The sequence below is a fragment of the Dactylosporangium sp. NPDC051087 genome (genome assembly GCF_055586325.1).
Window position 1 is genome coordinate 191,280 of the sequence record NZ_JBVJIJ010000008.1, and the last position, 25,596, is coordinate 216,875.

Genomic DNA, 25,596 nt, shown 5'->3' on the forward strand with positions numbered 1-25,596 from the left:
CCTACTAAAACGCTACGGCGGTGGCAGGGCGGCGAGCGCCGCCCGGACCTCGTGCCGTTCCGGGGTGCCCATCGCCTCGAACAGGTCCAGGGCGGTGGTGAGCCGGTCCCGGGCGAGCCGCGGGTCGGTGGTGCACAGGCCGAGACCCCGGTAGGCGCGGGCCTGCTCGTAGCGGTGCTGGATGCGCATCGCCCGTTCCAGGACCCGGGCGTGGACGAGTTTGCCGTCCTCGAGCCGGCCGAGGGTCCGCAGGGCTTCGCCGTAGGTGTTGCCGGACAGGCACGCGGCGGTCGGGTCGAGGTGCTGCCCGTCGTCGTAGGCGGTGCGGAGCAGTTCCAGGCCCTCCTCGACGTCGCCGAGCGCGACGAGGGACGCGCCGATGCCGGCGCGGGCCTCGATGTCCGCGCCGGGGCCGGCGTCGTCGCCGAGCTGCCGCCGCGCCCACGACAGGATCCGGACCGCCTGCCGGTGCTGGCCGAGACGGGCGCGGGTGGTGCCGAGTTCGACCGCGCCGACAGCGCTGGACCAGGTGATCCGGTTCGCGCGGCCGTACGCGACGATCCGCTGCGCGACGAGGACCGCCTCGTCGAAGCGGCCCAGCGCGCGCAGGAGCCCGGCGAGGGCGGTCCACTGGACGCTGACCTGCCAGCGGTCCTCACCGGCGTGCAGGGACCGTTGCGTCAGGGTGAGCGCCTCATGGAACCGGCCGACGTTGAGGTACACGAACGCGAGGTTCGACTCGGCGCGGACCCCCCACCGTGGGTGGCCGACGAGGCGTTGCAGGTGCGCGGCGGCGGCGTTGAGGTCGCCGCCGCGGGCGAGCGCGGACGCGAGATAGTTGTGGCTCATCGCGGTCAGGTCCGCGTCGCCGAGCGCTTCGGCGGCGGTGAGGGCGCGGCGGTGCAGGTCCAGGGACACGTCGTTCATCGAGTTGCGGAACAGGTACGCCCACAGGGCGCGGGTGAGCAGGACCGTGTACCGGTGCCGGTGCAGCCGGTCGGCGAGGTGCGCGACCCCGACGACGTTGCCCCATTCCAGGTGCAGCCACTGGCGGGAGTCGAGCATGCCGGTGAACACGGGGACGTGCGGGCCGACGGTGGTGAAGTCGACCGGGTCCCGGTCCCGGTTGTTCTCCCACACCTTCGTCGCCGCGGCGGCGGCGTGCAGGTAGAAGTCGAACATGCGGACGGTCGCCGGGTCCCGTTCGGGGTCGGTGCCGGCGAGGTGCGCGGCGTATTCGCGGAGCAGGTCGTGGAACCGGAACCGGCCGGCGACGGGTTCGTTGAGCAGGTGCGCGTCGACGAGCTGCGCGAGGAGGTCGTCGGTGTCGCCGGACGCGTCGAGGGCGGCGGCGACCCGCAGCGACAGTTCCCCGGCGGGGTGGACGCCGAGGAGCCGGAACAGCCGTTGCGCCGGTGGCGGCAGCTGCCGGTAGGACAGTTCGAACGCGGCGTGCGGGGACCGGCCGTCGACGTTGAGGTCGACGGGGGCGGGTTGGGCGCGGCGGAGCCGGTCGGCGAGGTCGGCGACGGTCCACGACGGGCGGTGCGCGAGCCGGGCGGCGGCGAGCCGCAACGCGAGCGGCAGGTATCCGCACAGGTCGGCGACCTGCGCGGTCGCGGCCGGGTCGGCGACGGCGCGGGCCCCGACGACGGCGGTGATCAGCCGGTGGGCCTCGGCGGGGGTGAGCACGTCGAGGGAGACGGGGTGGACGGCGTCGAGGCCGGCGAGGCGGCGGCGGCTGGTGACGATGACGAGGCTCGCCGACGCGCCCGGCAGCAGCGGCAGGACCTGTGTGGGGTCGGCGGCGTTGTCGAGGACGACCAGGACCCGCCGGTCGGCGAGTTCGCTGCGCCACCGGGCGACGCGTTCGTCGGGGTCGGCGGGGATCCGGGCGGGTTCGACGCCGAGGTGGCCGAGGAGCAGGCCGAGCGCGTCGTGGGGTGGCAGCGGCGGCCGGTCGCTGTGGGCGCGGAGGTCCAGGAACAGGCGGCCGTCGGGGTAGCGGCCGGCGACGCGGTGCGCGACGTGGACGGCGAGGCTGGTCTTGCCGACCCCGGCCATCCCGTCGACGCACACGACGACCGGCATCCCCCTAGACCCGGTGTCGCTGCCGGTGTCGCTGCCGGTGGTGGCGGCGACGAGTTCGGCGATCAGGTCGTCGCGGCCGGCGTAGTCGGCGACCTCCCGCGGCAGCGTCCACGGCCGCGGCGGCACCGCCACGGCTGGTGCGGTCGCGGCGATGGCGGCGGCCGGCAGGCCGTTCGGTGGGGTGGACGCGTCCGGGTTCGGTTGCAGCAGGTCGTGGTGCAGCCGCTGCAGCTGGTCGCTGGGCGCGAGACCCAGGTCGTCGTCGAGGGCCCGGGCGAGCCGCCGGTACACGGCCAGCGCGTCAGCGGTCCGGCCGACCCTCGTCAACGCCGTCATCAGCTGCCCCGTGAGCCGCTCCCGCAGCGGGTACTGCTCGACGAGGGCGGTCAGCTGCCCGATCAGCTCCGCGTGCAGGCCGAGGCGCAGCTCGACGTCGACGCAGTCCTCCAGGGCGGCGTCGCGGCGTTCCTCGAACGCGACGGCGTGCGCCTGCACCGCGGGGCTGTCCACACCCGCCAGGGCCGGGCCGCGCCACAGGTCCAGCGCGGCCCGGAACCGTGTCTGGGCCTCCTTCAGGTCCCCGGCCGCGGCGGCGGTACGGGCCGCGGCGACCAGGGCGGTGAACGCGACCGTGTCCAGGTCACCGTCGGCGACGTCGGCGCGGTACCCGGCGGTGTCGGTGCGGATCAGGTCCGGCAGCAGCCGGCGCAGCCGCGACACGCACGTGTGCAGCTGCGCCCGCGCCGTCGCCGGTGCCGCGTCACCCCAGACGGCGTCGACGAGCCGGGCCATGGACACGACCCGGTTCGGGGTGAGCAGCAGCATCGCGAGGAGGACCCGGTCGCGGGCCGCGGGCACCTCGACCTGCCGGCCGTCCGCGCCGACACCGACGTCGACCGCGAGGGGACCCAGCAGCCGGTACCGCACCAGGGGAATCTATCGCTACAGGCGTGCCGGTGGCGTGTTCCCCGCCTGCTCGATCGCCTTGCGCATCGGCACCGCGAGGAGCGCGACGAACCCGACGACGAAGAACACCAGCAGCGAGATGATCGCGACCCGGTACGAGCGGGTCATGTCGTAGGCGAGCCCGAACAGCAGCGGCCCGAGCCAGCTGGTGCCCTTGTCGGAGATCTCGTAGATGCCGAAGTACTCTCCTTCGCGGCCCTTCGGGATCAGCTGCGAGAACAGCGACCTGGACAGTGCCTGGCTGCCGCCGAGGACCAGGCCGATACCGCCGCCGAGCGCGACGAACAGCAGCGGCTCCTTCGCCGGCAGGAAGTACGCGATCACGATGATCACCGTCCACAGGACGAGACTGCCGAGCAGCGTCTTCCACGCCCCGTACCGTTTCGCGAGCCACCCGAGCAGCAGCGCCCCGGCGAACGCGAGGAACTGCACCATGAGGATCGTCGGGACGAGGACGTCGTCGGACAGCAGGAGCTCTTTCGTCCCGTACTGGCTGGCCAGGGCGATCACGGTCTGGATGCCGTCGTTGTAGACGAGGTACGCCACCAGGAAGAACAACGTCAGCGGGTACGCCTTGAGGGAACGCAGGGTGTGCCACAGCTGTTTGAACCCGTCGGTGAGCCGGTTCACGCCGGCGGGCGGCGGGTCCAGCAGCGGCCGGTTCCGCAGCCGGATGAGCGGGATCGTGGTGAACCCGGCCCACCACAGGCCGGCGGACACGATGCTGTACCGGGCGACCTCCCCGGTGGTCATGCCGAGGGAGTCCTTCATGAGGACGGCGGCGACGTTGAGCAGCAGCAGCAGGCCACCGCCGAGGTAGCCGAACGCCCACCCGAAGCTCGACACCCGGTCGCGGTCCTCCTCGGAGGAGATCTGCGGCAGGAACGAGTTGTAGACGACGACGGACGCGCCGAAGGAGATGTTCGCGATCAGGAACAGGACGGCGCCGAGGAGGTACCGGTCGCCGGTGAGGAACAGCATGCCCGCCGTGGCCGCCGCGCCGAGGTACGCGAACAGGGCCAGGAGCTGCTTCTTGCGCGGGGACCGGTCCGCGACCGCGCCGACGACCGGCAGGACGAACACGGTCAGGAACACCGACAGGCTCACCGTGTACGGGAACAGGGCGCCGGGGGCGATGGCGATGCCGAGCGGGTGGATGACGGCGTCGTCGCAGGCGTCGTCGACGCAGCCGGCGGCCTTCTCCGCGATCGACGTCAGGTACGGGCCGAGGAAGACGGTGACGACGGTCGTGGAGAACGCCGAGTTCGCCCAGTCGTAGAAGTACCAGCCGACCCGTTCACGTTTCGTGCTGAGCTGCGACCCTTCGGGTGGGTCGGGGGTCAGCGCGGGCGTCTCTGGTGTCTCGGCAGCGGACACGGCGGCCTCTCCTAGGCGGGGCTGGGCCAGATGCCGCGGCGCTGGTACACGTCGCGGAGCACCTCGATGTGATCGGTCATGATGCCATCAACACCGAGGTCCAGGAAGTGCCCGATCTGGGTGGCGTCGTCGATCGTCCACAGGTGCACCTGCAACCCGAGGCGGTGCGTGTAGTCGATGAACCGGCGCCCGGCGAGGGTGAGCCGCCCGTACCTGGGCGGGATCTGCACGGCGACGACACTGCTCGGGAGTTTCACCGGCCGGCCGGTCAGCGACCCGGCGTACAGGGCGGTCACCTCCCGCATCCCGACGGACGTCGCGACCTGCGGGCCCGCGGCGGCGCGGATGCGGCGCAGCCGGGCGGAGGAGAACGACGCGAGCAGCACCCGGTCCTGCGCGGCGGCACGCCGGACGGCGTCGAGGGTCGGGGTGACCGCCGCGTCGGACTTGCAGTCGATGTTGAACCGGACCTGCGGCCACGCGTCGAGGACCTCGTCGAGGCGGGGTACCGCCGCCGCGCCACCGACCCGCAGGGTCTGCAGGTCGGCCCAGCGCACGTCGCTCATCCGGCCCGGGCGGCCCAGCAGCCGGTGCAGGGTGTCGTCGTGGAAGACGACCGCGACCCCGTCGGCGGTCGCGTGGGTGTCGGTCTCGATGTACCGGTAGCCGAGCTCGACCGCGCGGGCGAACGCCGCTGTCGTGTTCTCGTCACCGTCGGCGGCGCCGCCACGGTGGGCGAAACCGAGCGGTCCTGGCAGGTCAAGATAGGCCACGCCGACAGTATGTCGTGATCTTCTGCTGCGGTTGCGTAACGGCGGGTTACCTGTGGCTGGCGTGAAGCCGACATCGGGCTGTCTCAGGGCTTGCCGGGCGACGCAGGGTGTGGATCGGCACAGGTAGGGTGACGCACATGCGCGTGCTCGGCATCGACTTCGGCACGTCGAACACGGTCGCGATGATCCGGACCCCGGATTCACGGATGCGGCCGCTGCTGTTCGACGGTTCTCCTTTGCTGCCCTCAGCCCTGTACTTCAACACCGACGGGAAGGTCCTCGTCGGCCGGGACGCCGAGCGCAACGCGCGCCTCGACCCGGCCCGGTTCGAGCCGAACCCGAAACGTCGCATCGACGACGGGGAGGTGTTCATCGGTGACCATCCGCTGCCGGTCCCGCGACTGTTCGCGCACGTGCTGTCCCTGGTCAACACCGAGGCCCGGCGGCAGCTCGGCGCGGCCCCCGACGAGGTGCGGCTCACCCACCCCGCCCGGTGGGGTGAGCGGCGCCGGTCGCTGCTCATCGAGGCCACCCGCATCTCCGGTCTCGGCACGCCACGGCTGATCGCCGAGCCGGTCGGCGCCGCGTCGTACTTCACGGCCGTGCTCGGCTCGGCGGTGCCGGTCGGGCGGAGCCTCGCCATCTACGACCTCGGCGGCGGCACGTTCGACGCGACCGTCGTGCGGCGCACCCAGTCCGGGTTCGAGGTCCTCGCCGAGGACGGCCTCGCCGACGTCGGTGGTCTCGACTTCGACCACGCGATCGTCGAGCACCTCGGCAAGGTGTATTCGGAGAGCCACGCGGAGAAGTGGGCGTCGATCGCGAACCCGCCGGACGCGAACGCGCGCCGGCAGCGGCGGCTGCTGTACGAGGACGTCCGCGGCGCGAAGGAGATGCTGTCCAGGACCGCGTCGACCGACATCCACCTGCCGTCGCTGGAGGTCGACGCGCACCTGACGCGGGAAGAGCTCGAGACGCTCGTCAAGCCGTATCTGGAGCGGACCGTGTCGTGCCTGCGGCGGGCGATCGAGTCGGCGCGGCTGCAGCCGAAGGACCTCGTCGGGATCTTCCTCGTCGGTGGTTCGTCGCGGATCCCGCTCGCCGCGCACCTGATCCACACGGAGCTCGGGGTGGCCCCGACGACCCTGGAGCAGCCGGAGACCGTCGTCGTGGAGGGCGCCCTGTGCATCGGCGCGCCGTCGGCGCCGGCCCGCGCGTCGGGGACGCCGCAGACCGTCACCCCACGGCCGATGCAGCAGCCGGTCCAGCAGCAGCGGCCGGTGTCGGCGGTGCCGGTGTCCCCGGCGATGAACCGGCCGCCGATCCAGCCGCCGCCGGTGCAGCAGCGCCCGCCGGTCCAGCTGGTCCGCCAGCAGCCGCCCGTGCAACTGGTCCGCCAGCAGCCACCCGTGCAGCAGCAGCCGCCCGTGCAACTGGTCCGGCAGCAGCCGGTCCAGCAGCCGCCGCCGGTCCAGCTGGTCCGGCAGCAGCCGCCCGTGCAGCAGCCGTACCGTCCGCCGGTGTCGCCGGCGCCGGTGCAGCAGCCTGCCCGGCCGGGTCCGTTCCCGCCGCAGGTGACCCGCCCGGCGCCGCAGCCCGCGCCGCAGCAGGCGGCGGACGAGGGCGAGCGGAACTGGGTCGCCGTCATCATCGTGGTGCTGGTCCTCGTCGCGGTCCTGTTCGTGATCCTGCTGATGACCGCGTTCAACTAGGCACAGCCCCCGGGTTGACCCGGGGGGCATGCGAAAGGCCCGCCACGATGATCGTGGCGGGCCTTTCGCGTGACGGTGGACGGTTTACGTGTGCGGGGCCCAGTAGCCGGCGAGGGAGCTCGTCGCCGGGTCCTCGGAGCTCAGCAGGGTGCTCCACGGGTCCGCGCCGAGCGGCACCTCGACACCGTCGTAGCCGGCGAGGTCCGCGGGGTTCGCCGGGTCCGTGTGCGCCGCCGCCGGGTCGTAGGCGGCGGACAGCGACTGGTCGGTGTGCTCGGGGCCGCCGAGAGCGTCGGCGTCGCTCCACGGGAACCCGTCGACGGGCTCCGGCGGGCCGTCCAGGTGCAGCTCCTCCGGGAACGTCGGCTCGGGCCAGCCGTCGGCGTCGCCGTGCAGGTCCGGGTCGCTGCCGTACGGCTCCGCCCCGGCCTCCACCTCCGTGTCCGTGTCGGTGTGGTCGGTGTGGTCGGCGAGGGGTTCGAAGCCGGCGTGCTGCGCCGGGTCGCCGTCGGCCGGGTCGAACCCGCCCCCGTCCAAGCCGTCATGGCCGCCGTCATGGCCACTGTCGTGGCCGCCGTCGTGGCCGCCGTCGTGGCCGTCGGTGTCATGGACGGACTGGTCGTAGGCCTCCGCGGCGTGTTCGGTGCCGAGCGGCTCCTCCAGGTCGTCACCGCCGGTGTGCGGGTCGCCGCCGAGACCACCGAAGTCGTCGTGCGTGTCGAAGCCGCTGTCACCGCCGTAGGCGTGCCCGTCACCGAACCCCTGACCGAACCCCTGTCCGAAGCCGGGGTCGCCATGGTCACCGCCGAGGTCGGCGGTGTCGCCGGTGTCCGGTTCGTCACCGGACTCGGACCATTCCCAGTGCCCGTCCATGATCCAACCCCCTTACGCTTCGGCCGGTGCGTCGGCCGCGTCCGCGGGTGCGTTCGGCGCCAGCGCCCGTACCCGCACGAGGACCTCGTCAACCTGTTTGATGCGGGCGCGCAGACCTTCCCGTTCGGTGTTCAGCGCGGCCTTGCGCTTCGCCCGCTCCGCCTTGTCCTCCGCGAGGGACTTGTCGATGTTGGCGATGTGCGCGTCGAGCTGCTTCAACCGGCGTTCGATCGCCTCGTCGAGCGCGAGGGTCAGCGCGTACTGCAGGTCCGTGAACCGGTGCATGATCTCGTCGGCGAGCGCGGCGCGGGCCTCACCGAGGACCTCCCGCAGCCACTGCCGGGTCGCGACCTTGTCCGTCATGCTCTTCCGCTTGAAGATCATGTACGCGCCGGCGGCGAGACCGAGACCGATACCGATGACGGGGATGACCAGGCCCGCGCCGGCGACACCGGCGAGACCGATCGCGCCGGCACCGGCCATCGCGCCGCGGCCGGCCATCATCGCCATACCGGCCGACGACATGACGACCATCGCGCCGTCCCCACCACCGCCGTCGCGGCGGGGTTTCGTGCCCAGGGCGTGCCGGAGTTTCGCGTTGAGCTGCCGCAGCACGTGCTGCAGCTCGTTGGGGTGGAACACCTGCGCGAGGACCCGCTCACCGACCTTGCGGAACCGGAACTCCAGGTCGTGCGACAGCCGCACCGACAGCGCGTACAGGGCCTTGTCGACCTCGGCGGGCAGGTCGTTGATGTCGCCGCGGCCGCCCTTGTCGATCTTCTCCATGAACTGTTCCTGCAGCTGCGTCATGTACGAACGCAGCCGGGTGGTGGCCTCCACCCGGGCCCGCTGGGTCTCCGTGGACAGCGCCAGGGACCACTGCCGGGACTCGGTCCGCTTGCGGGTGGCGACCTGCGCGCGTTCTTCCTTGGCGCGTTCGGCGTCCTTCGGGTCCGGGTCGGTCGCCTTCATCCGGTCGCCGAGCTCCTGGTCGACGCGGATGTACTCCGAACGCACCGACCGCAGCACGTTCGCCTGTTGCAGCAGGTGCCCCTTCTTCGCCAGGTCGATGAGGGCGTGCTGCAGCTCCGCGATCCGCGACTCGCGGATCAGCTCACCGGCGGCCTCCTTCGGCAGCGTCATCGCCAGCTCCGCGAGCCGCGCCGACACCGGGAACCACGGCGCGGACCCGAAGCGGGGCGCGTGCGTCTGCAGCTGGCCCTTGTTGTCGGCGAGGATCGTGCGCCAGCCCGGGTACGCGTCGACCTTCGTCAACGCGAACAGCACGAAGTTGACCTTCTTGCTGGCCTCGATGAGGAAGTTCATCTCCGGCTTGGAGAACGGGGAGGACGAGTCGACGACGAACAGCAGCGCCGTCGCCCGTTCCACGGCGTCCATGGCGACCTCGGCGTGCATCGAGTCCAGGCCGCCGGTGCCGGGGGTGTCGGTGAGCGTCAGGTACTGCAGCAGCGGCGCCGAGTGGTGCACCTCGATCCGGCGCGGCGGGCGCATCCCGTCGGGCAGCCGGCCCAGGACGGTGCCCCAGTCCCGCAGGTCGGACAGGTTGATCGGGATCGGGTCCTCACGGCCTGGCACGTACGCGCGGGCGCCGTGCTGCTGGTTGTGCGTGAACTCCAGGTACGACGCGGTCGCGACGGCCGCGTCGACCGGCGACAGGTTCGGCACCCCCATGAGCATGTTCGTGAGGCTGCTCTTCCCGCGTTTCGTCTCCCCGACGACGACGATGCGGGGGCGCTGCACGTCGCGGCGGCGTTCGGTGTCGACGTCCGCCGCCGCGTCCGGGTCGATCTTGCGCAGGTACGCCAGGGACCCGTCGACGCCGGCCTTGAGCAGCTTGCCGAGGGCCGCCTCGGGACTCGGCGGTTTCGGCTTGCCGTTCGCGGGTGGGGCCGCGTTCTCGGTCGAGGTCATCGTGGCTGCTCTCTGCGCGGTTGCGGGCTGGACGTGTGCTGCTGCGCGGGCTGGGCGACGGTCGGGTGGGCGCCGGTCGGGCCGCCCGGGTTACGGGCCGCCTGGTACACGGTGACGATCGGGGCACGCAGCACCCGGCCGTCCCGGTCCAGGTAGCCGGGGACCTCGACGGCGGCGATCGACCCGATCAGCGCCGGGTCCGCGGACGGTGCCGCGCCGCCGGCCTCGTGGTGCGCCGGGTCGAACCGGACCCCGGTCGGCTCCAGGGTCGTGACCCCGGCCTCCGCGAGGGCGGCGCCGAGCCGGTCACCGAGCGCCTTGGACGTGACCCGGTCCCGGACGTAGATCGCGGCCTGCACCAGCGCCCGCCGGTCCTGCTCCGCCGGGCCGGTCCCGTTGCCGCGGGCGGCGACGGGGACCTGGACCTGGCGGGGGCCGCCACGGGTGGACAGCAGCAGGAGCAGCAGCAGGGCCGCGCCGACGAGGAGCGCACCGACGAACGCGGTCGCGGCCGCGGTCACCCCGAACGGTTCCTGCTTCGTGCACGCCGGCGTCGCCGCCTGCACGACGGCAGCGGCGGCGGTGGCCGGCTGCTGCTTCGGCGGCTGCTCGGGGGCGCCGCCGCCACCACCGACGGGGTCGCCGATGCCGACGCCGCCGTTCGCGGTGCTCGGCGCCGCCGCCGGCGCGGTCGTGGCGGTGCTCGCCGCCGGCTGCGCCGGGCAGTCGGGGGCACCGCTGATCAGACCGGTCGCGGCGCCGGTGAGCACGGCGACGATCAGGGCAACAGCCACGGCGACGAGACGCAGGCTGTTGGAGGACGAGAACATTCCCGGCTCCTGGGGGTAGGTGCCTTCAGTTGACACGGGCTTGGCCACGGATACGTTGCGACAGGAGGTAGAAGCCGCGGTGCGCGACGAGCGCGACCCGCGACTGGGACGGGCTGGCACCGGCGACGGCGTAGGCGCGCCAGCGGGTCGCGGCGTCCAACGCGGCCCGGACCATCTGGTCACGGTCGGACCCCTGCAGGTTCAGGATCCAGGCAGGGTCGTTGGACAGGGCGAGGCGGGTCAGTTCGCCTTCCATCTGGTCCGGGAGGTCCACGGCGCCGGTCGTGACGAGCTGCGCCACCTCGAGCAGCCGCAGCCGGTGCGACTCCGGCTGCTGCAGGACCCGTTCGATCGCGTCGCGGAGCAGCTCCCGGTCGTGCGGGCGCTCGGCGTGGCTGGCGATCTTCTCCAGGCTCGACAGGGCCCACCCGGCCTTGATCGCGTCGGTCCGCCACCGGAACGCGTGGTCGAGGGTCTGCCGCAGGCGCGGGAACCCGGACGCCTGGAACAGCATCCGGACGAGCTCACCGGTGGCGAGGTTCGGCTTGTTGACCAGCTGCGCGATCGCGAACGAGATCCCGTACAGGTCGAGCAGGCGCAGCAGCCGCTCCCGCGACTCGCGGGTGATCCCGCACTCACGGGTCGTGAACAGGTCGACGGACGCGAGCAGGACGGTGCGTTCCCCGACGGGCAACGCGGCGAGCTGCCGCAGCGCCTCGCAGTCCGCCGCCGTCAACCGGCCCGCCTCGGTCGTCTCGGCGAGCAGCCCGACGACCGGTACCACGTCCGAGACCACCCGCCGCAGGACCTTCGACTGGTCGGAGGCGAGCGGCGCGACGATCGGCCACGGGTCCTGACCGCCGCCGGCGAGCTTGTCGACCTTGTTGAACAGGCCGAGGGAGTTGATCGGGTTGGACGACAGGCGGGCGGAGATCGACCGGAACGCCTCCAGGGCCTGCACGTCGTCCTCACGCACCGACTGCGTGAACACGTAGATGATCGCCTCGGCGCCGGACAGGGCGCCGGCGGAGTCGGAGTCGAGGTCGTCGTCGATCGGCGCCTCGGAGAACAGGAACCGGCGGGCCTGGTCCGACACGGACGTGTTCGCACTGGACAGGCCGGGCGTGTCGACGACGGTCAGGTCCCGCAGGTGGTCACTGGTCAGGGTCACGTCGACGTAGGCGACGTCGTGACGGGCGACGCCGAGCCGCTGCGGGATCATCCCGGCCTCGTCGAGGGGGAGGCTGACCCGGGCACCGTTGCGTTTGACGACGTCGACCCGGTCGGAGGTGCCGTACCGGAACTGGGTCACGATACGGGTGCACTCACCGACCTCCGTCGGCGCGACCCGCCGGCCGATGAGCGCGTTGACGAGCGTGGACTTGCCGGACTTGAGCCGGCCCGCGATCGCGACCCGCAGCGGCTCGCCGAGCCTGCGGCGCACGTCGACGACCTGCGCCTGGGCGCCGCCGCCGAGCCGGTTGCCGACCTCGGCGCACAGGTCCGCGACCCGGGAACTGAGTGGTCCTGGAGCCACGTCGTCAGCCCCGGACCACGCGCAGGCCGGGACCGGTGCCGCAGCCCGCGTGGCCCGGAAGGTCAGATACGTGCTCCGGGAGACTGATCACCGACTGCGCGAGGCCGATGTGTTCGGCCAGAATGCCGACGTACCCTCGGGGTTCCAAGGGGTGGTCCTCGCTCATTACTCGCTCCCGGGTGGAATCAGACCGTCATGTCACGCACGTACGGCACACACATTACGAATATCCTGCGCGCGCAGGATCCCATGTTCGTGCCACGAATGGAGGCGAGAAGTGCCTGAGGCACCGACTGACGAGCCAGTCGCCGGGACTGGGCCGATTGGCCGGGCGACGGTGGGTGCGGCGGCGTGGCCGCCCGCCGACCTGGTCGCCGCGGCGGTCGACGCCCTGCGTAACCCCGGTCTGGTGGTCATCGCGGGCGCGCCCGGCACGGGCCGCTCCACGGTGCTCAAGCGCCTCGGTGAGACGTTCCGCGGGTCCGTGTTCGCCGGTGGTGCCCTGGCGATGCTGCGTGGTGTGCCCGCTCTGCCGCTGTCGCGGGCGGTGCGGGTGCGACTGCCGTCACATGAGGCGCCGCTGCTCGCCGAGGCCGTCCGGTCCCGGGTCCGTCACGGTCTGCTGCTCCTCGACGACCTGCAGTGGGCGGATCCGCTGACGATCGCCGCGCTCCCGGCGATCGCGGAACACTGTCGGATAGCCGTCACGTTGCGGACCCCGCACCGGCTGCCCGGCGACGCCGAGCAGGTCCTCCGCGCCGCCGCGACCGCGTGGCTGAACGTGCCGGCGATGCCCGCCGACGCCGCCGCGGCGCTCGTGCGGCAGATCGCGCCCGGCGCGACCACGACCGTCGTCGCCGACGTCGTGCGCCGTGCCGGTGGCGTGCCCCTCGCCGTGTCCGCGATCGCGAAGCACGTCGCGCAGGGCGGCACCCCGCTGGACTCCGACAAGGGCCTCGCGTACACGGTCGCCGGCGCCCTCGCCGACCTCAACCGTCCCGCGCGTACCGCGATGGCCGCGCTCGGCCTCCTCGGCCGCCCGGTCACCGCCACCGTCCTCGGTGAGGGCATCGGCGAGCTCACCGCGACCGGTCTGGTCGAGGTCGACGACGCCGGGATCGCCGCGCCGGTGTCGCCGTACACCGCCGAGGTCGCCGCGGGCCTGCTCGAGCCGGCCGAGCGGGTCGCGTTGCACCGCCGGCTCGCCGGGCTCGTCCCGCCCCGTGAGGCGGCCCGGCACCTCGCCGCCGCCGGCGCGTCCGGCGACGCCTACCAGGTCGCGGTCCGCGCCGCCCGGACCGCGGCATCCACCGGCGAACGCGCCGAGCTGCTGCTGCTCGCCTGCGACCTGCCCGGCGTCACCGCGGCCGCCGACGTGCGGCTGGACGCCGCGCGGGCCGCGCTCGCCGCCGGCCGGCCCGGCTCGTGCCTGCGGGTCCTGGACGCCGCCGCCGTCGCCGACCCCGCGATCGGCGCCGTCGGCGCGGTCCTGCGCGGTGAGGCACTGCTGCAGCAGGGCAACGCGGCCGCCGCCGGCGAGGCCGTGAGCACCGTCGGTGACGACGCCGCCGGTGACGTGACCGGCGCCCGTGACCGGGTGCAGCTGCTCGCGACCCTGTCCCGGGACCCCGACGCGGCCCTGACCCGCGCCGAGGAGCTCCTGCGCGTGCACGGGGAGGCACCCGCCCACCCGGGGCTGCGCGCCGCGATCGCCGCCGTCCGCGCCGGCACCCGCCGCCCCGGCTGGGAGTACGGACTGGCGTCCGCGGCGTCCGCGGCGGGGCAGGCCGGTGACGTCCTCGCCGCCCGCTGGTCCGCGTGGCTGCTCGTGGAGACCCTCACCGCCGACGCCCGCCTCACCGAGGCGTCCAACGCCGCCGCCGCGGCCGCCGCCGCGTGCGCGGGGGACCTCGCGTACTCGTGGCAGACCCGGTTCATCGCCGCGCAACTGTGGTGCGACGCGCTGCGCGGCGAGGAGATCGACGAGGTCGTCCGCCGCGCCGGTGACCTCACCGACCGCACCCTGCCGGCCGTCGCCCGCGGGTACGCGGTCGCCGCCGCCAGCCTCGCCGAGGCCGACGGCGGTCTGCTCGCCCCCGCCCGGGCCCGCCTCGAAGCGCTCACCGGCCGCCCGTCCTCGACCGGCCCGGTCCTGGACTGGGTCACCCGCGAGGCCGCCTGGCTCGACGGGCAGCCCGACCGGGCGACCGGCGCCGCCGCGGACCTGTCCGCCCCGCCGCTGGTCGACGGGCTGCGGCGGATCACCGCCAGGTGGGCCGCGTACGACGCCGGGGACAGCGCGTTCGTCGCCGGTGACTCCGGCGACCGGCCCCTCGCCGCCGTCGCCGCCACCCTCGACGCGTGGAAGGCACCGGACCAGTTCGCGTCCGCGGCCGCCGCCTGGCGGGACCTCGCCCGCCGTGAGGAGGTCCGCTGCCTGCTCGCCCAGGGCATCCTCGAAGAGGACGCCGAACGCGCCGTCCCCGCACTGCTGGAGGCCGAACGCCTCGCCGAGGAGGCAGGGCTCGTCGTGCTGCTGGGCCGGACCCGGCGGGCGCTGCGCCGCCACGCGATCCGCCGCGACACCCGCGGCCGCCGCGCCGGCGACGACCTCACCGACCGGGAACGCGACGTGCTGCGGCTCGTCGCCAACGGCGAACCGACCCGCCGCATCGCCGGTCAGCTCGGCATCTCCCGGGAAACCGTCGAAACGCACATCCGTTCCGGCATGCGGAAGCTCGGCGCCCGCACCCGCACCGAAGCCGCCGCACTGGCTATCGAGGAGCTTGGATGAGTAACGGTGTGGTCTTGTGCGTGAGGGCCTGCGCACCGCATCGTTGGCGGATGACACCCGCTGCACCGACCCGGCCCACCGGCCGTGACACCGGTCTGGGCCGCTGATGGCGGGCGACCCCGCACTCGCACCCCGCTACGTCGTCGCGTCCGGCGGCGACGCCACCAGCGTGCTGCGCCGCCTCGCCCGGGCCGGCTGGAGCACCAGGGAAGGGTTCGCGCTCACCGACCAGGCCTGGGACGTCTCCGACGCGCGCCTCGCCCTGTACGGACGCGTCGCCGAGGCCGACACCGCCGAGCTCGCGCTGCTCGCCGCCGCCCGCGGCGCCGGGATCGTCGCCATCTGCGACGCCGGCGGCGACATCGGCCGGGCGCTGCTCGCCGACCTCGCCCGGATCGGTCCCGTCACCACCGACCCCGACGCGGAACTCGGCACCGCCCCCGAGCCGGACAGCGGCGGCCCGACCCTCGCCCCCGAGCAACGCGCCCTGCTCGAACGCCTCGCCGGCGGCGAGACGATCGCCGCCGCGGCCGCCGCGGAGTTCCTGTCGCTGCGCACCGCGAACCGGCGCATCGCCGAGGCCCGCGAGGCCCTCGGCGTCCGCACCACCCGCGAAGCGGTCCTCGCCTACCTGCGCATCAAACGCGAAGGCGGCTGACCTACCCGTTCCGGCCGGCGGGGACGGGACGCAGCCACCGCTGCACCTGCTCCGCCGGCTCCGGCCGCGCGTAGTGGTACCCCTGCGCGATGTCACACCCGAGCCGCCGCAACGCCGCGACCTGCCCCGCGTGCTCCACCCCCTCCGCGACGACCGTCATCCCCAGGTTGTGCCCCAGGTCCACGGCCGAACGGACCAGGACCGCGTCATCGTCGTCGGCGCCGGACAGGTTCACCACGAACGAACGGTCGACCTTCAGCTCGTCGACGGGCAGCTGCCGCAGGTACGCCATCGACGAGTAACCCGTGCCGTAGTCGTCGATCGACAGCCGCACCCCGAGCCGGTGCAGCCCGTGCAGCGTCGCCGTGGCCAGGGCCGGGTTCGCCATCACCGCGCTCTCCGTCACCTCCAGCCGCAGCAGCTCCGCCGGCAGCCGATGCTCGGCCAGCAGCCCCTCGACACGGTCCCGCAGCGTCGGGTCCGTCAGGCACCGCGGCGACAGGTTCACCGCCACCGGCACGTCCATCCCCGCCGCCCGCCACACCGCCGCCTGCGCCACCGCCCGCCCCAGCACGTGCGTCGTCAGCAGGTTGATCAGGCCGGTGTTCTCCGCCATCGGCACGAACTCCGCCGGTGCGAGAAGCCCACGCGTCGGATGATGCCACCGTACGAGCGCCTCGACGCCGCACAACGCACCGGAGGCCAGGGTCACCTTCGGCTGGTAGTACAGCACCAGCTCCGCGGCCTCCGCCAACGCCCGGCGCAGGTCACCGAGCAGCAGCAACCTGGACGGCGGCGCGGCCGTCGTCGCCGGCTCGTACACCACGGCACCGTTCTTCGTGTCCTTCGCCGCGTACATGGCGACGTCCGCCGCCCGCAGCAGCTCCTCCGCCGTCTGCTCGGGCTCCCGCACCGCGATGCCGATGCTCGCCTCCACGTCGACGGTCACGTCCCGCAACGCGAAACTCTGATGCAGCCGCTCCTGCAACCGCCCCGCCAGACCCCTCGCCCGCACGACGTCGGCGCCCGGCAGCAGCACCGCGAACTCGTCACCGGACAACCGCGCGACCGTGTCCCCGGCCCGCACCTCACCCGTCAACCGCGCCGCGACCTGCACCAGCAGCTCATCACCGTAATGGTGGCCCAGCGTGTCGTTGACCTCCTTGAACCGGTCCAGGTCCAGCAGCAGCACCGTCAGCACCGCGTCCCGCGCCGCGAGCGCCGCCTCGAGCCGCTCCGTGTACAGCGTCCGGTTCGGCAACCCCGTCAACGCGTCGTGCCGGGCCGCGTGCTCGTGCCGGTCGGCCTGCGCCATCATCGTGTTCTGGTACCGCACCACGACCAGCCCCAGCCCGACGAGCAGTACCGCACCCACCGCCACCGACACCAGCAACGCACCGAACACGAGCCCCTCGACCCGGCGCAGCTCCTCGATCGCCGCGTCCGCCCGGCCGGCGTGCAGGTCCGCCGCCGCCTGGATCTCCGCGCTCAACTGGTAGAAGAGCCGGTCGACGTCGTTGTTGTTGATCCGCGCCGCCTCCGCCAGTTCCCCGGTGTCGACGGCCGCGAACACCCGCAGGACCGCATACCCGTACTCGTCGTGCACCCGCCGCAGCCGCGACGCCAGGTCCCGGTCCGCCGGCCCGCCCCGCGCCTCCACGTCCTTCAACGCCGCGTGCAACGCCGCCCCGGCCATCGCATGCCTGGCCCGGACCGCGTCACCCCGGTCCAGGCGGTACTTGCGTTCGAGGGACTCCTCCTCGGCGATCGCCTTGTTCGTCCGCGCGTACGCATCCGACAACGCCGTCGCCTCGGCCACCGTCTCCGCCGCGTGCCGGGTCCTGCCGACCCCGGCGACACTCATCACGGCCACGGACAGCAGCACCACGATGACCCCGCCGACGGACAGCCGCCACCACCTGCGGGTGCGCGACGACGAGTTCATCCGGAGCCCCCTCGTGCCGACCGACCTGTCCGAGTCCCTGTCGGCCGGGCGGCGGGGGAGCGGAGCGGTTCCGGGGGAGCGGTCCGGGTGCGGCCCTCAGCGTGCCGGCCGGTGCCGCCGCTGCGTCGACAGGGGCCGGACCGGGTCCACGTACCGCGGCAGCCGCGGCTCCGCCACCCGCAGACCGGCCAGGTCGGCGGTGATCGCGTCGATGATCCGGTCCGTGGCACGCTGCGCCGCACCCGGCGTGTCCGGGTCCAGGTCCGACAGGTCGACCGGCCGGCCGAAATGCACCCGCACCACCGGGCGGCGCAGCAGCGACCGGCCCAACGTCCGCACCGTCGGCCCGAACCCGCCCCACGCCGCGACCTCGTGCGCGCCCCACTGCGCGACCGGCACCACCGGCACCCCGGTCCGCAACGCGATCCGCGCCATCCCCGTCTTCCCACGCTCCGGCCACATCCCCGGATCGAGCGTGATCCTGCCCTCCGGATACCCCAGCACGTGCGACCCGACGGCGAGCGCGTCGGCGACCACGTCGACGGCCGCCCCCACGTCCGCCTGCCGCCGGTTGATCCTGATGTGCCCCGCCGCCCGCATCACCGCCCCGACCACCGGCGCCCGGAACAGGCCACCGGTCGCCATCAGCCGCGGCGCCAGCCGCGCCACCCGGCACGCCGCGCTGATCGCCACCGGGTCGAACGGCCCGATGTGGTTCGCCGCGAAGATCACCGCCCCGTGCCGCAGCCCGGCCGGCACGTCACCGGTCACCCGCAACCGCGCCACCGGCCGCACGACCTCCCGCGCGACGACGAGCAGGAACCGCCACGTCCGCGGCGCCCGCCACCCCCGCTGATCCGCCGCCGCGGGATCCGCCGCCGCGGGATCCGCCGCGCGCCGCTCCACGTCCGTCATACCCCGCCACCGTCACGTCCTGGCAATGCAACCCAGGAACCGTAACGCCACGCGGCCCAGACGCAAATGCCTACGCCTTCGGCACCGTCCCCGCTCTCGGCAGCAGCACCGCCAGGACCAGCCCGGCGACCGCCACCACGACCAGCACCGCCAGCGACAGCGCATACGGGCGGCCACCCGCCGCCGACACGATCATCGACCCCGCCAGCGCCGTGCCCAGCGACGAACCCAGATTCGACGCGGCACGCGACAACCCCGACACGTCACTCTGATCCCGGTCCGGGAACGACGACTGGACCACGTTCACCGACGCGGTCAGCATCACGCCCAGCCCCAACCCGGCCAGCAACAGCCCAGGCGCGGTCCACCACACCCCGGCGCCGGTCGGGGCGAGCCCGAGCAGCAGCACCATCCCGGCGACCGTCACGACGAACCCCGCGATCACCAGGGTCCGCTGCGCGTGCCGGCGCGCGAACCGGCCCGCCGCCGCCGACGCGATCAGGATGCCGACCGTCGCCGGGGTGAGCACCAGCCCCGTCCGCACGGCGTCGTAGCCGAGCGCGTCCTGCAGGTACACCGCCGTGACGAAGAACATGCCCTGCATGACCAGCCACTGCAGCGCCTGCGTGCCCATGCCCAGGTTCGCCGTCCGGTCCGCGAACAGCCGCAGATGCAGCAACGGCTCCCGCCCGGCCCGCTCCGCCCGCCGCAAATGCCACCCGAACCCGGCGAGCGTCGCCACGCCCAGCGCGAGCACCGGCCACACCGGCGACACACCACCCTCGGCGATCAGCACGTGCCCGGCGACGGTGAAGTCGGTGCGGGCGGCACCCCACCCGTACGACGACGACAGCAGCACACCGGACACCACCAGCAGCAGCCCCACCGCCGACAGCACCGCCCCCGTCACGTCGAACCGCGGCGCCGGCCCGGTCCGCGGATGGTCCGGGAACCGGCGGACCAGCACGACGATCCACCCGATGACGAGGACCTGCAGCAGGAACGACGCCCGCCAGCTGGCCAGGCTCGTGATGACCCCACCGATCAGCGGCCCGGTCGCCGCGCCCAGCGCACCGGCGCCGCTGACCACCCCGAACGCCTTCGCCCTGCTCGTCACATCCGGCGACAGCACCGTCACCAGGATGTAGATCGGCGGGATCATCAACGCCGACCCGACACCCTCCAGCAGCGCGTTACCGACGATCATCACCCCGAGGCCCGGCGCGACCGCGGCGAGGAGCGCGCCTGTGCCGTACAGCAGCAGCCCCGCCACCAGGCACCGCTTGCGCCCCCACACGTCGGTGAGCTTGCTCCCGGGAATCATCAACGCCGCCATCGTCAACGTGAACAGCGTGATCGTCGCCTGCACCCCGAACACACTCGTGCCCAGATCCCGCGCCATCGGCGTGATGGCGACGTTCATCGCCGTGCCGGCGTAGCTGCAGATGAACTGGGCGAGGGCGAGCGGCAGGATCATCGCCCGGGGAGTCGGCACCCGCCGATCCTCGACCGCCTGGACGGCCCGTCACACCATCCGCGGGGGATGACGCCACGGACCGCCGGCCCGTGATGACGGCTTTGGGTGACGGCGGGGGAGAGGTGCCGTCATCGCCTGAACGCGTGATGCGACCGGCTCGGCTACCTCGGGGACGCCCGCGCGGTCCCTTCCCCGGGAGCCGCCGACTCCGTCTCGCCGCGCCGGCACACGTCGACCTTTGCCCATGCTGGTCACGGTCGCGGGGGATCGGCGGCAGCCATGCGCTGCTCCGGAACCGGCGTCACGCCCTGATCTCCTGCTCGGCCGGACCGAACCTGACCTGACCCTGACCTGTCGGGGCCGAACCTCACCGAACCTGGCCGGACTGAACCGGCACGCGAATCGGCGGCTGAACCGGCGGCCCCGCGATCCTGCACCGGCTCGCCGACGGCACGCAACGCTCGCCCGTCCCGCAGCCATCCCGCCCGGTCACCGGAATAGTCGGGCGCAGCCACTGCCGGACCGCCGTGCAGGCCCGCCGTCGAGGATGTCGAGGTGGATCGCGACCACCGGTCTCGGCGAGGGACGGCAGGACCTGCCCGAGCCGAGTCCGTGCGGGGGCGGGGAGACGCCCACGTCGTTCGCCCGACGCGGACCCACGTGGCGTAGCCGCGTCCCGCTTCGCCCCTCGCCTCTCCCTGCCCGGCCCGCCTCGAAGCGCTCATCGGCCGCCAGTCCACGACCGGCCGGTCCTGGACTGGGTCACCCGCGAGGCCGCCTGGCTCGACAGGCAGCCCGACCGGGCGACCGGCGCCGCGGACCTGTCCGCCCTGCCGGTCCCGCCAGGCTCCTCCGATACGGCCCTTTCGGCGCGAGCCCGGAACCTGGCGGGACCGACGGCGACCGCTCGGACTACTCGGCCTCGCGGAGCTCGGCCAGCCGTGCCTCTATCTCCGCCAGCTCCGCCCGCAGCCGCTCGGCCTGCGACTCGGCCTCCGCGCGGGCGGCGGACACGATCTCCTCGACCGCTTCGTGGACGCCCGGCACGTCGAGCATCCCGACCATCTTCAGCGCCTCGCTGGCCTTGATGACATACGGCTTGGCCAGGGACTTCGTGCCCTGGTTGGCGGCGACGGTCCACTCGCCGTCGGCATATGCCAGGGTCACGGTCAGCCCGGCCGGCGCCTTCGGCTTCGCCGCCGCCTTCTTCGCCGGGGTCGCCCGCGGTGCCGGCACCCCCGGCTCACGCGCCGGCTCCTTGTCCTTGGCGGACTCCTTCACGTCGTCCTTCGCCCCCGCAGCCGACGACCCGGCCGACGACGTGTCGGTCGCGTCGGACGGCGCGGGGGACCCGGCCGGTGCGTCCGCGGCGGGCTCGGTGCCGGCGGGAGCGGCGTCGGTGGGCTGCTCGACGGTGGACGGCGCGGCCACGGGGGTCTCCTCACGGGGTGCTGGAACGATCGGGGTGCGACGCGCCGGCGCCGCCTTCGGAGCGATCTTCAGGTCGGCGGGGGAGAAGGGCAGCTCGTCCCGGCCGAACCGGACGACCACCCACTCCTCGGACAATTCGGGGTCGGTCAGCTGCACGACCTGCCCCAGCTGCCCGGCGATCTGGCCGGCAGCCTCCGTGAACACGACCTTCGGCTTCCGGCCGGCCGCGAGGGTGTCCCGGATCTGCTCCAGCTCCACCGTCGACAAGCCTCCGGCCGCGGTCCGCGCGGCTGCCATCGCACCCTCCTCTATCGAACATGTGTACGGGAACGTTCTACCAGTCGGGTCTGACATTTTCGAACGCGACACACCGTACGACAATGATCAAGGATTCAGGGCAGCTCGTCGATCTCCGCATACGGGTCGAGGGTCCGCAGCACGTCCGGCCGGTCGGTGACGATGGCCCAACCGGGTCGGGCCTGCGCACGGCGTACCACATGAGCGGCGGCGACCAGGGCCGGACCGCCGTCACCGGAGAGCAGCACACCGCTGTCCACGGCGTCCGCGGCGGTCAGGTCGTCCACGACCACCACCGGCAGGCTCAGCAGCACCTTGAGCACGTCATAGTCTTTCGGGGACGTCTGCGCCCATGCCTCGGCGAGCGCCGCCGCCGGCACCGCGAGGACGACACCCTGGTCCACCGCGTGCCACACGATCGCGGAACTGTACGGCTTCCCGGCCACGAACCCCAGAATCGCGGAGCTGTCCAGGATGCGGCCGCCGACCGCGGTCACGACACCGGCCCGGCTGGCGCCACCCCCAGCACCTCACGCGCCCAGGCGTGGTGCTCCGGATCCATGCGCACCCCGCGCCGCGCATACAGCTCGTTGAGCGCCAGCAGCGCGCGGTCCCGGGCCAGCCGCCCGCGGACCGCCTCGGCGACATACGCCGACACCGACTCCGCGCCGCCGGCGTCCACGAACCGCCGCACCGCGGCGGCCTCATCGGCGGGCATCGTCACCGTGACCCGCTCCTTGCGCACTTCACGCATACGTACACGGTAGCGGCCGCATACGCTGATCACCTAGCGTCGCGTCACCCGTGCGAGGGACATTCCTGCCCACCTGCGCCGATGTGGCACGCCTGTCCGGTTATTGGTCACCGTCCGTGACGCGTGTCTTCACCGGGAGGTGCCGCGTTCTTCCCGGAGCGCTGCCGGTAGATGTTCGATAATTGACATTATGTCAACCTGTCGAGGCGGGAAGTGTCGTACCCGGGCGGTAGCGTCTCGGGCATGACGGGGATCGACTACAGCACTCCTGGACCACTCACCGACCTCACCACCGTGCCCGCCCCGGCCCTCGCCGGTGTGCCGTCCGACGCCGAGGGCATCTGCGGGCTCGCGCACACCCTCGTCGTGCACCGGAACGAGACCGGCGGCCTCGCGCTGCCGCCCGAGCGGTTCGACGACGTTCAGGTGCGGCCCGCGGACGAGATCGTCGCGGCGATCCTGCGCCTGGACGCCGCGCCGCTGCACGTGCCCCGGCCGCCCGGGCGGCGGGTCGTCGGGACGTGCCGGGACTTCGTGGTGCTGACGGTGGCGCTGCTGCGGCTGCGCGGGATCCCGGCGCGGGCCAGGGCCGGGTTCGCCTCGTATTTCGCCGCCGGGCTCGGCCTGGACCACTGGGCCGTGGAGCACCTCAGCGGCGGCCGGTGGGTCCGCACCGACCCGCAGGTCATCGGCGGCACCGTCCTGCCACGTCCCGAGGACCTCACCGACGGCCTGTTCCTGACCGGCGGCGAGGCGTGGACGGCGTGGCGGGAGGGCTACGCGGACGCGAAACGGTTCGGGGTGTCCGGCACCGAGAACTTCGGTCCGGCCGAGATCCAGGGCAACGCGGTGCGTGACCTGGCCGCGCTCAACAAGGTGGAGATGCTGCCGTGGGACGAGTGGGGTCGGATGGACGCCGCGTACAAGGGCGAGACCGGCACCGACTATGACGACCTGATGGACCGCGTCGCGTCGGTGACCGCCGGTGACGACACGGTGGCGGTCACCGACCTGTATGCGGACGAGCGGCTGCGAGTGCCGGATGTGCTGATCCGGTAGACGCGGCGGGCGGATCGGCGCCAGGCGGCCAGACGTATGTGGTGGATGCCGGTCCTGGCGCGTTACCGCTCGGCGCCTGTTGCTCTCCCCTGGGCCGGACCCGGCTGGTCGTCCTCATGGTGTTCGCTGCTTCATGGTGTTCGCAGCTCCGCGCGCAGCGACCCGGCCGCCTGCCCGACGGTCCGTTCCACCGCAGGCCGGAACCTGCTCTGCGTGCATGGCGCCGACGCCGAGGACCGCGCCGCGCCGAGGAGGACGAAGCCATACGTGACGACGGAGATCTATGATCCGCGCCGCAGTGTTGCCGTGCACCGCCGCGCAATCGGTTGAGGGAGCTGACGCGCGGCGGTTGCAGGCGACGATTCGGGCGGCTGACGTTTGCCGTCGCGGTGTGGGCGGGCCACGGTGACCGGCGGGCGACCGGCACAGTAGCTCCTCCCGCCGTGTGCCCGCCGCGCCGTGCCGCGTGGTTCGCCGTTTCGTTGTGCCGTCGGCGCTCCGTGTTTTCGCTGTCGGTTGGACGCTCCGTCAGTGGCTCTGCCGGGCGAGGTCGGTAGGGCCTACTCCCCTGGTGCGGCGGGTGGGCTGTCCTTGATGAAGACGACGCCGTCGTAGTTGGGCAGGTGTGCGGGGTCGAGCGGGGCGTAGCCGAACCATGCGGACGTGCGGGCGGTGGGTGGCGTGCCGCCGAACGCCTCGAGGAGGGCCCGGGGGTCGGCGACGCAGCGGTCGCCGGGCTGGGCGTACAGGTGGCCTTCGACAGTGTCGGCGGGTGGGGTGTCGACGCCGTGGTGGCGGATGGTGCCGAGGGCGGTGAACAGGAACGCGTAGCCGCTCGGGGCGGGCTGTGTGACCCGGTCACGGGCGGCTTCGGCCCGGGCCCCTCCGCGGTGGTCGGCAGGTCCGCTGACTGCGGCGTTCTCGGGCGCCTGCCCGTCCTGCTCGCGGGCCGCGCCGGGGATTGCCACGTCGTCCAACGAGGTCGCGTGTCCGGCAGGGGCGACCGGGGACCGCTGCTCGACCCGGCTGCGGGCGGTGCCGGGGGTGGCCGCGTCGCCCGGCGGCGTCTCGTTGCTCGCCGGGGCGCTGGCCGCGGCGTTCGGGGACGGCTGCTCGACCCGGTTGTGGGCGGCGCCGGGCGCGGCAGTGTCGTCTGCGGTGTGGTGGGCGGCGGGGCTGGTCCGGTTGGTGGTGGCGCCGAGGTGGGCCTCGGTGAGGGCGCCGGTGCTCCACCAGGTCAGGTGGTGGTCGCCGAGCCGCATGCTGGACCGGTCGCGTTGCAGGTGGGCGTTGTGGGCGTGGACGAGGGCGGGGCCGTGTTCGGTGAGGGCGAGGAGGTTCCCGGCGAGGATCGCGCCGCGGAGGGCGACGAGGTGGGTGAGGCGGGCGGGTGTCGGGTCGGCCATCCAGTGGTGGTAGCGGAGCAGGCCGGTGGCGGTGCGGGCGTAGAGGCGGGCCAGGTCCCACCGTCCGGCGGCGACGAGTGTCGGGGCGTGGGCGTCGAGGAGAGCGGCGAGGTCGTCGCAGAGCAGGCGGAGCCGGGCGGCGTCGGGGGTGCGGCCGATGGACTGGGTGGGGTCCATGATGGCGGCCTGGTCCGTCCAGCGGGTGTCGTTGCCGAGGAGGTCGGCGAGTTCGGTGCTGGTGCAGGGCAGCAGGTCCGTGGGGACGGTCTCGGCGAGCAGGGTGTGCAGCGTCGTGACGGCTTCGTGGGGGGCGGCGGGGCCGGTGGTCAGCTCCAGCGGGCCGTCGAGGCCGGCGAAGCGGATCTGGTCCGGCAGTGGCCTGCCGGTGTTGTGGGCGCGCATCCAGGCGACCAGGTCGCGGTTGGGTGCGGCGGTCCCCCAGCCGTGGCTGAAGCCTGCCGCGACGACGTCGTCGAGGGTGCCGGGGCCGCCGGTGACGTAGTCGTCGATGGTGAGGGCCTTGAGGCAGTCGCTTTCGACGGCGATGGTGCGGAACGGTGCCGGGTACGGGGAGGTTTCGACGAGCTGGCGGAAGAGGTCGTTGCGGACCTCGAGGAGGACGTCCTCGCCGTGGGTGGGTTCGCCGAGGGCCAGGACGAGCGGCTGGGCGGGCAGGAGGCGGTGGACGGCGGCGGCGTCGACGGGGTAGGTCATTGCTTCAACGGTATCGTTGAACCTTCCGTTGAAGGTCCGGCGTGGTTGTGGCGGG

The 25,596-nt window shown here is 73.4% G+C and carries 18 protein-coding genes; 4 read left to right on the forward strand and 14 right to left on the reverse strand.

What is annotated here, in order from left to right; all coding sequences use genetic code 11:
• Positions 1–12: 12 nt before the first annotated feature.
• Genes ACZ6TV_RS17365 through ACZ6TV_RS17375 form a run of 3 tightly spaced genes read right to left on the reverse strand, consistent with a single transcriptional unit; the run spans position 13 to position 5,207 of the window.
• On the reverse strand, positions 13–3,018 hold the full coding sequence (locus ACZ6TV_RS17365; RefSeq protein ID WP_465298185.1) for an AfsR/SARP family transcriptional regulator: 3,006 nt from the start codon (positions 3,016–3,018) through the stop codon (positions 13–15).
• A 15-nt stretch (positions 3,019–3,033) separates the two neighbouring features.
• Positions 3,034–4,434 (reverse strand): MFS transporter, encoded by a 1,401-nt coding sequence (locus tag ACZ6TV_RS17370; protein WP_465298186.1) that lies wholly within the window; start codon positions 4,432–4,434, stop codon positions 3,034–3,036.
• An 11-nt stretch (positions 4,435–4,445) separates the two neighbouring features.
• Complete coding sequence (locus ACZ6TV_RS17375) at positions 4,446–5,207, reverse strand: glycerophosphodiester phosphodiesterase family protein (protein WP_465298187.1); 762 nt, start codon at positions 5,205–5,207, stop codon at positions 4,446–4,448.
• Positions 5,208–5,344: 137 nt separating this feature from the next.
• Here ACZ6TV_RS17375 and ACZ6TV_RS17380 point away from each other — a divergent pair, with 137 nt between their 5' ends.
• The gene (locus ACZ6TV_RS17380) at positions 5,345–6,919 is read left to right on the forward strand and encodes an Hsp70 family protein (RefSeq protein WP_465298188.1); all 1,575 of its coding nucleotides are present in this window, start codon (positions 5,345–5,347) and stop codon (positions 6,917–6,919) included.
• An 84-nt stretch (positions 6,920–7,003) separates the two neighbouring features.
• Here the strand turns inward: ACZ6TV_RS17380 and ACZ6TV_RS17385 are convergent, their stop codons facing one another.
• The 4 genes from ACZ6TV_RS17385 to ACZ6TV_RS17400 are packed head-to-tail and all read right to left on the reverse strand — an operon-like array spanning position 7,004 to position 12,091.
• Positions 7,004–7,792: a hypothetical protein gene (locus tag ACZ6TV_RS17385; protein ID WP_465298189.1), complete on the reverse strand. Its 789-nt coding sequence runs from the start codon at positions 7,790–7,792 to the stop codon at positions 7,004–7,006.
• A 12-nt stretch (positions 7,793–7,804) separates the two neighbouring features.
• Positions 7,805–9,724 (reverse strand): dynamin family protein, encoded by a 1,920-nt coding sequence (locus ACZ6TV_RS17390; protein WP_465298190.1) that lies wholly within the window; start codon positions 9,722–9,724, stop codon positions 7,805–7,807.
• Complete coding sequence (locus ACZ6TV_RS17395; RefSeq protein ID WP_465298191.1) at positions 9,721–10,554, reverse strand: nucleotide exchange factor GrpE; 834 nt, start codon at positions 10,552–10,554, stop codon at positions 9,721–9,723. The genes ACZ6TV_RS17390 and ACZ6TV_RS17395 overlap by 4 nt, the downstream gene beginning before the upstream one ends.
• 25 nt (positions 10,555–10,579) lie before the next feature.
• On the reverse strand, positions 10,580–12,091 hold the full coding sequence (locus ACZ6TV_RS17400; RefSeq protein WP_465298192.1) for a dynamin family protein: 1,512 nt from the start codon (positions 12,089–12,091) through the stop codon (positions 10,580–10,582).
• A gap of 337 nt (positions 12,092–12,428) precedes the next feature.
• On the opposite strand from ACZ6TV_RS17400, the gene ACZ6TV_RS17405 reads away from it, so the two are divergent.
• Together ACZ6TV_RS17405 and ACZ6TV_RS17410 are read left to right on the forward strand one after the other, a co-directional pair.
• Positions 12,429–14,885 (forward strand): helix-turn-helix transcriptional regulator, encoded by a 2,457-nt coding sequence (locus ACZ6TV_RS17405; RefSeq protein WP_465298193.1) that lies wholly within the window; start codon positions 12,429–12,431, stop codon positions 14,883–14,885.
• A 106-nt stretch (positions 14,886–14,991) separates the two neighbouring features.
• Positions 14,992–15,543, forward strand: a complete 552-nt coding sequence (locus ACZ6TV_RS17410; RefSeq protein WP_465298194.1) for a helix-turn-helix transcriptional regulator — start codon at positions 14,992–14,994, stop codon at positions 15,541–15,543.
• A gap of 1 nt (position 15,544) precedes the next feature.
• Here the strand turns inward: ACZ6TV_RS17410 and ACZ6TV_RS17415 are convergent, their stop codons facing one another.
• From ACZ6TV_RS17415 to ACZ6TV_RS17440, 6 genes are all read right to left on the reverse strand, one after another.
• Complete coding sequence (locus ACZ6TV_RS17415; protein ID WP_465298195.1) at positions 15,545–17,488, reverse strand: putative bifunctional diguanylate cyclase/phosphodiesterase; 1,944 nt, start codon at positions 17,486–17,488, stop codon at positions 15,545–15,547.
• A gap of 96 nt (positions 17,489–17,584) precedes the next feature.
• Positions 17,585–18,403: a lysophospholipid acyltransferase family protein gene (locus ACZ6TV_RS17420; protein ID WP_465298196.1), complete on the reverse strand. Its 819-nt coding sequence runs from the start codon at positions 18,401–18,403 to the stop codon at positions 17,585–17,587.
• 70 nt (positions 18,404–18,473) lie between these two features.
• On the reverse strand, positions 18,474–19,898 hold the full coding sequence (locus tag ACZ6TV_RS17425; RefSeq protein ID WP_465298197.1) for an MFS transporter: 1,425 nt from the start codon (positions 19,896–19,898) through the stop codon (positions 18,474–18,476).
• An 894-nt stretch (positions 19,899–20,792) separates the two neighbouring features.
• Complete coding sequence (locus ACZ6TV_RS17430) at positions 20,793–21,608, reverse strand: hypothetical protein (protein WP_465298198.1); 816 nt, start codon at positions 21,606–21,608, stop codon at positions 20,793–20,795.
• A gap of 95 nt (positions 21,609–21,703) precedes the next feature.
• Complete coding sequence (locus ACZ6TV_RS17435; protein WP_465298199.1) at positions 21,704–22,105, reverse strand: hypothetical protein; 402 nt, start codon at positions 22,103–22,105, stop codon at positions 21,704–21,706.
• Positions 22,102–22,362 carry a ribbon-helix-helix domain-containing protein gene (locus ACZ6TV_RS17440; RefSeq protein ID WP_363531208.1) on the reverse strand — a complete coding sequence of 87 codons (261 nt, stop codon included), beginning with the start codon at positions 22,360–22,362 and terminating at the stop codon, positions 22,102–22,104. The genes ACZ6TV_RS17435 and ACZ6TV_RS17440 overlap by 4 nt, the downstream gene beginning before the upstream one ends.
• Before the next feature lie 243 nt (positions 22,363–22,605).
• Between ACZ6TV_RS17440 and ACZ6TV_RS17445 the strand changes: the two genes are divergently transcribed.
• Positions 22,606–23,421: a transglutaminase-like domain-containing protein gene (locus ACZ6TV_RS17445; protein WP_465298200.1), complete on the forward strand. Its 816-nt coding sequence runs from the start codon at positions 22,606–22,608 to the stop codon at positions 23,419–23,421.
• Between the two features lie 560 nt (positions 23,422–23,981).
• Here the strand turns inward: ACZ6TV_RS17445 and ACZ6TV_RS17450 are convergent.
• Positions 23,982–25,541, reverse strand: a complete 1,560-nt coding sequence (locus ACZ6TV_RS17450) for an erythromycin esterase family protein (protein ID WP_465298201.1) — start codon at positions 25,539–25,541, stop codon at positions 23,982–23,984.
• Positions 25,542–25,596 lie beyond the last annotated feature (55 nt).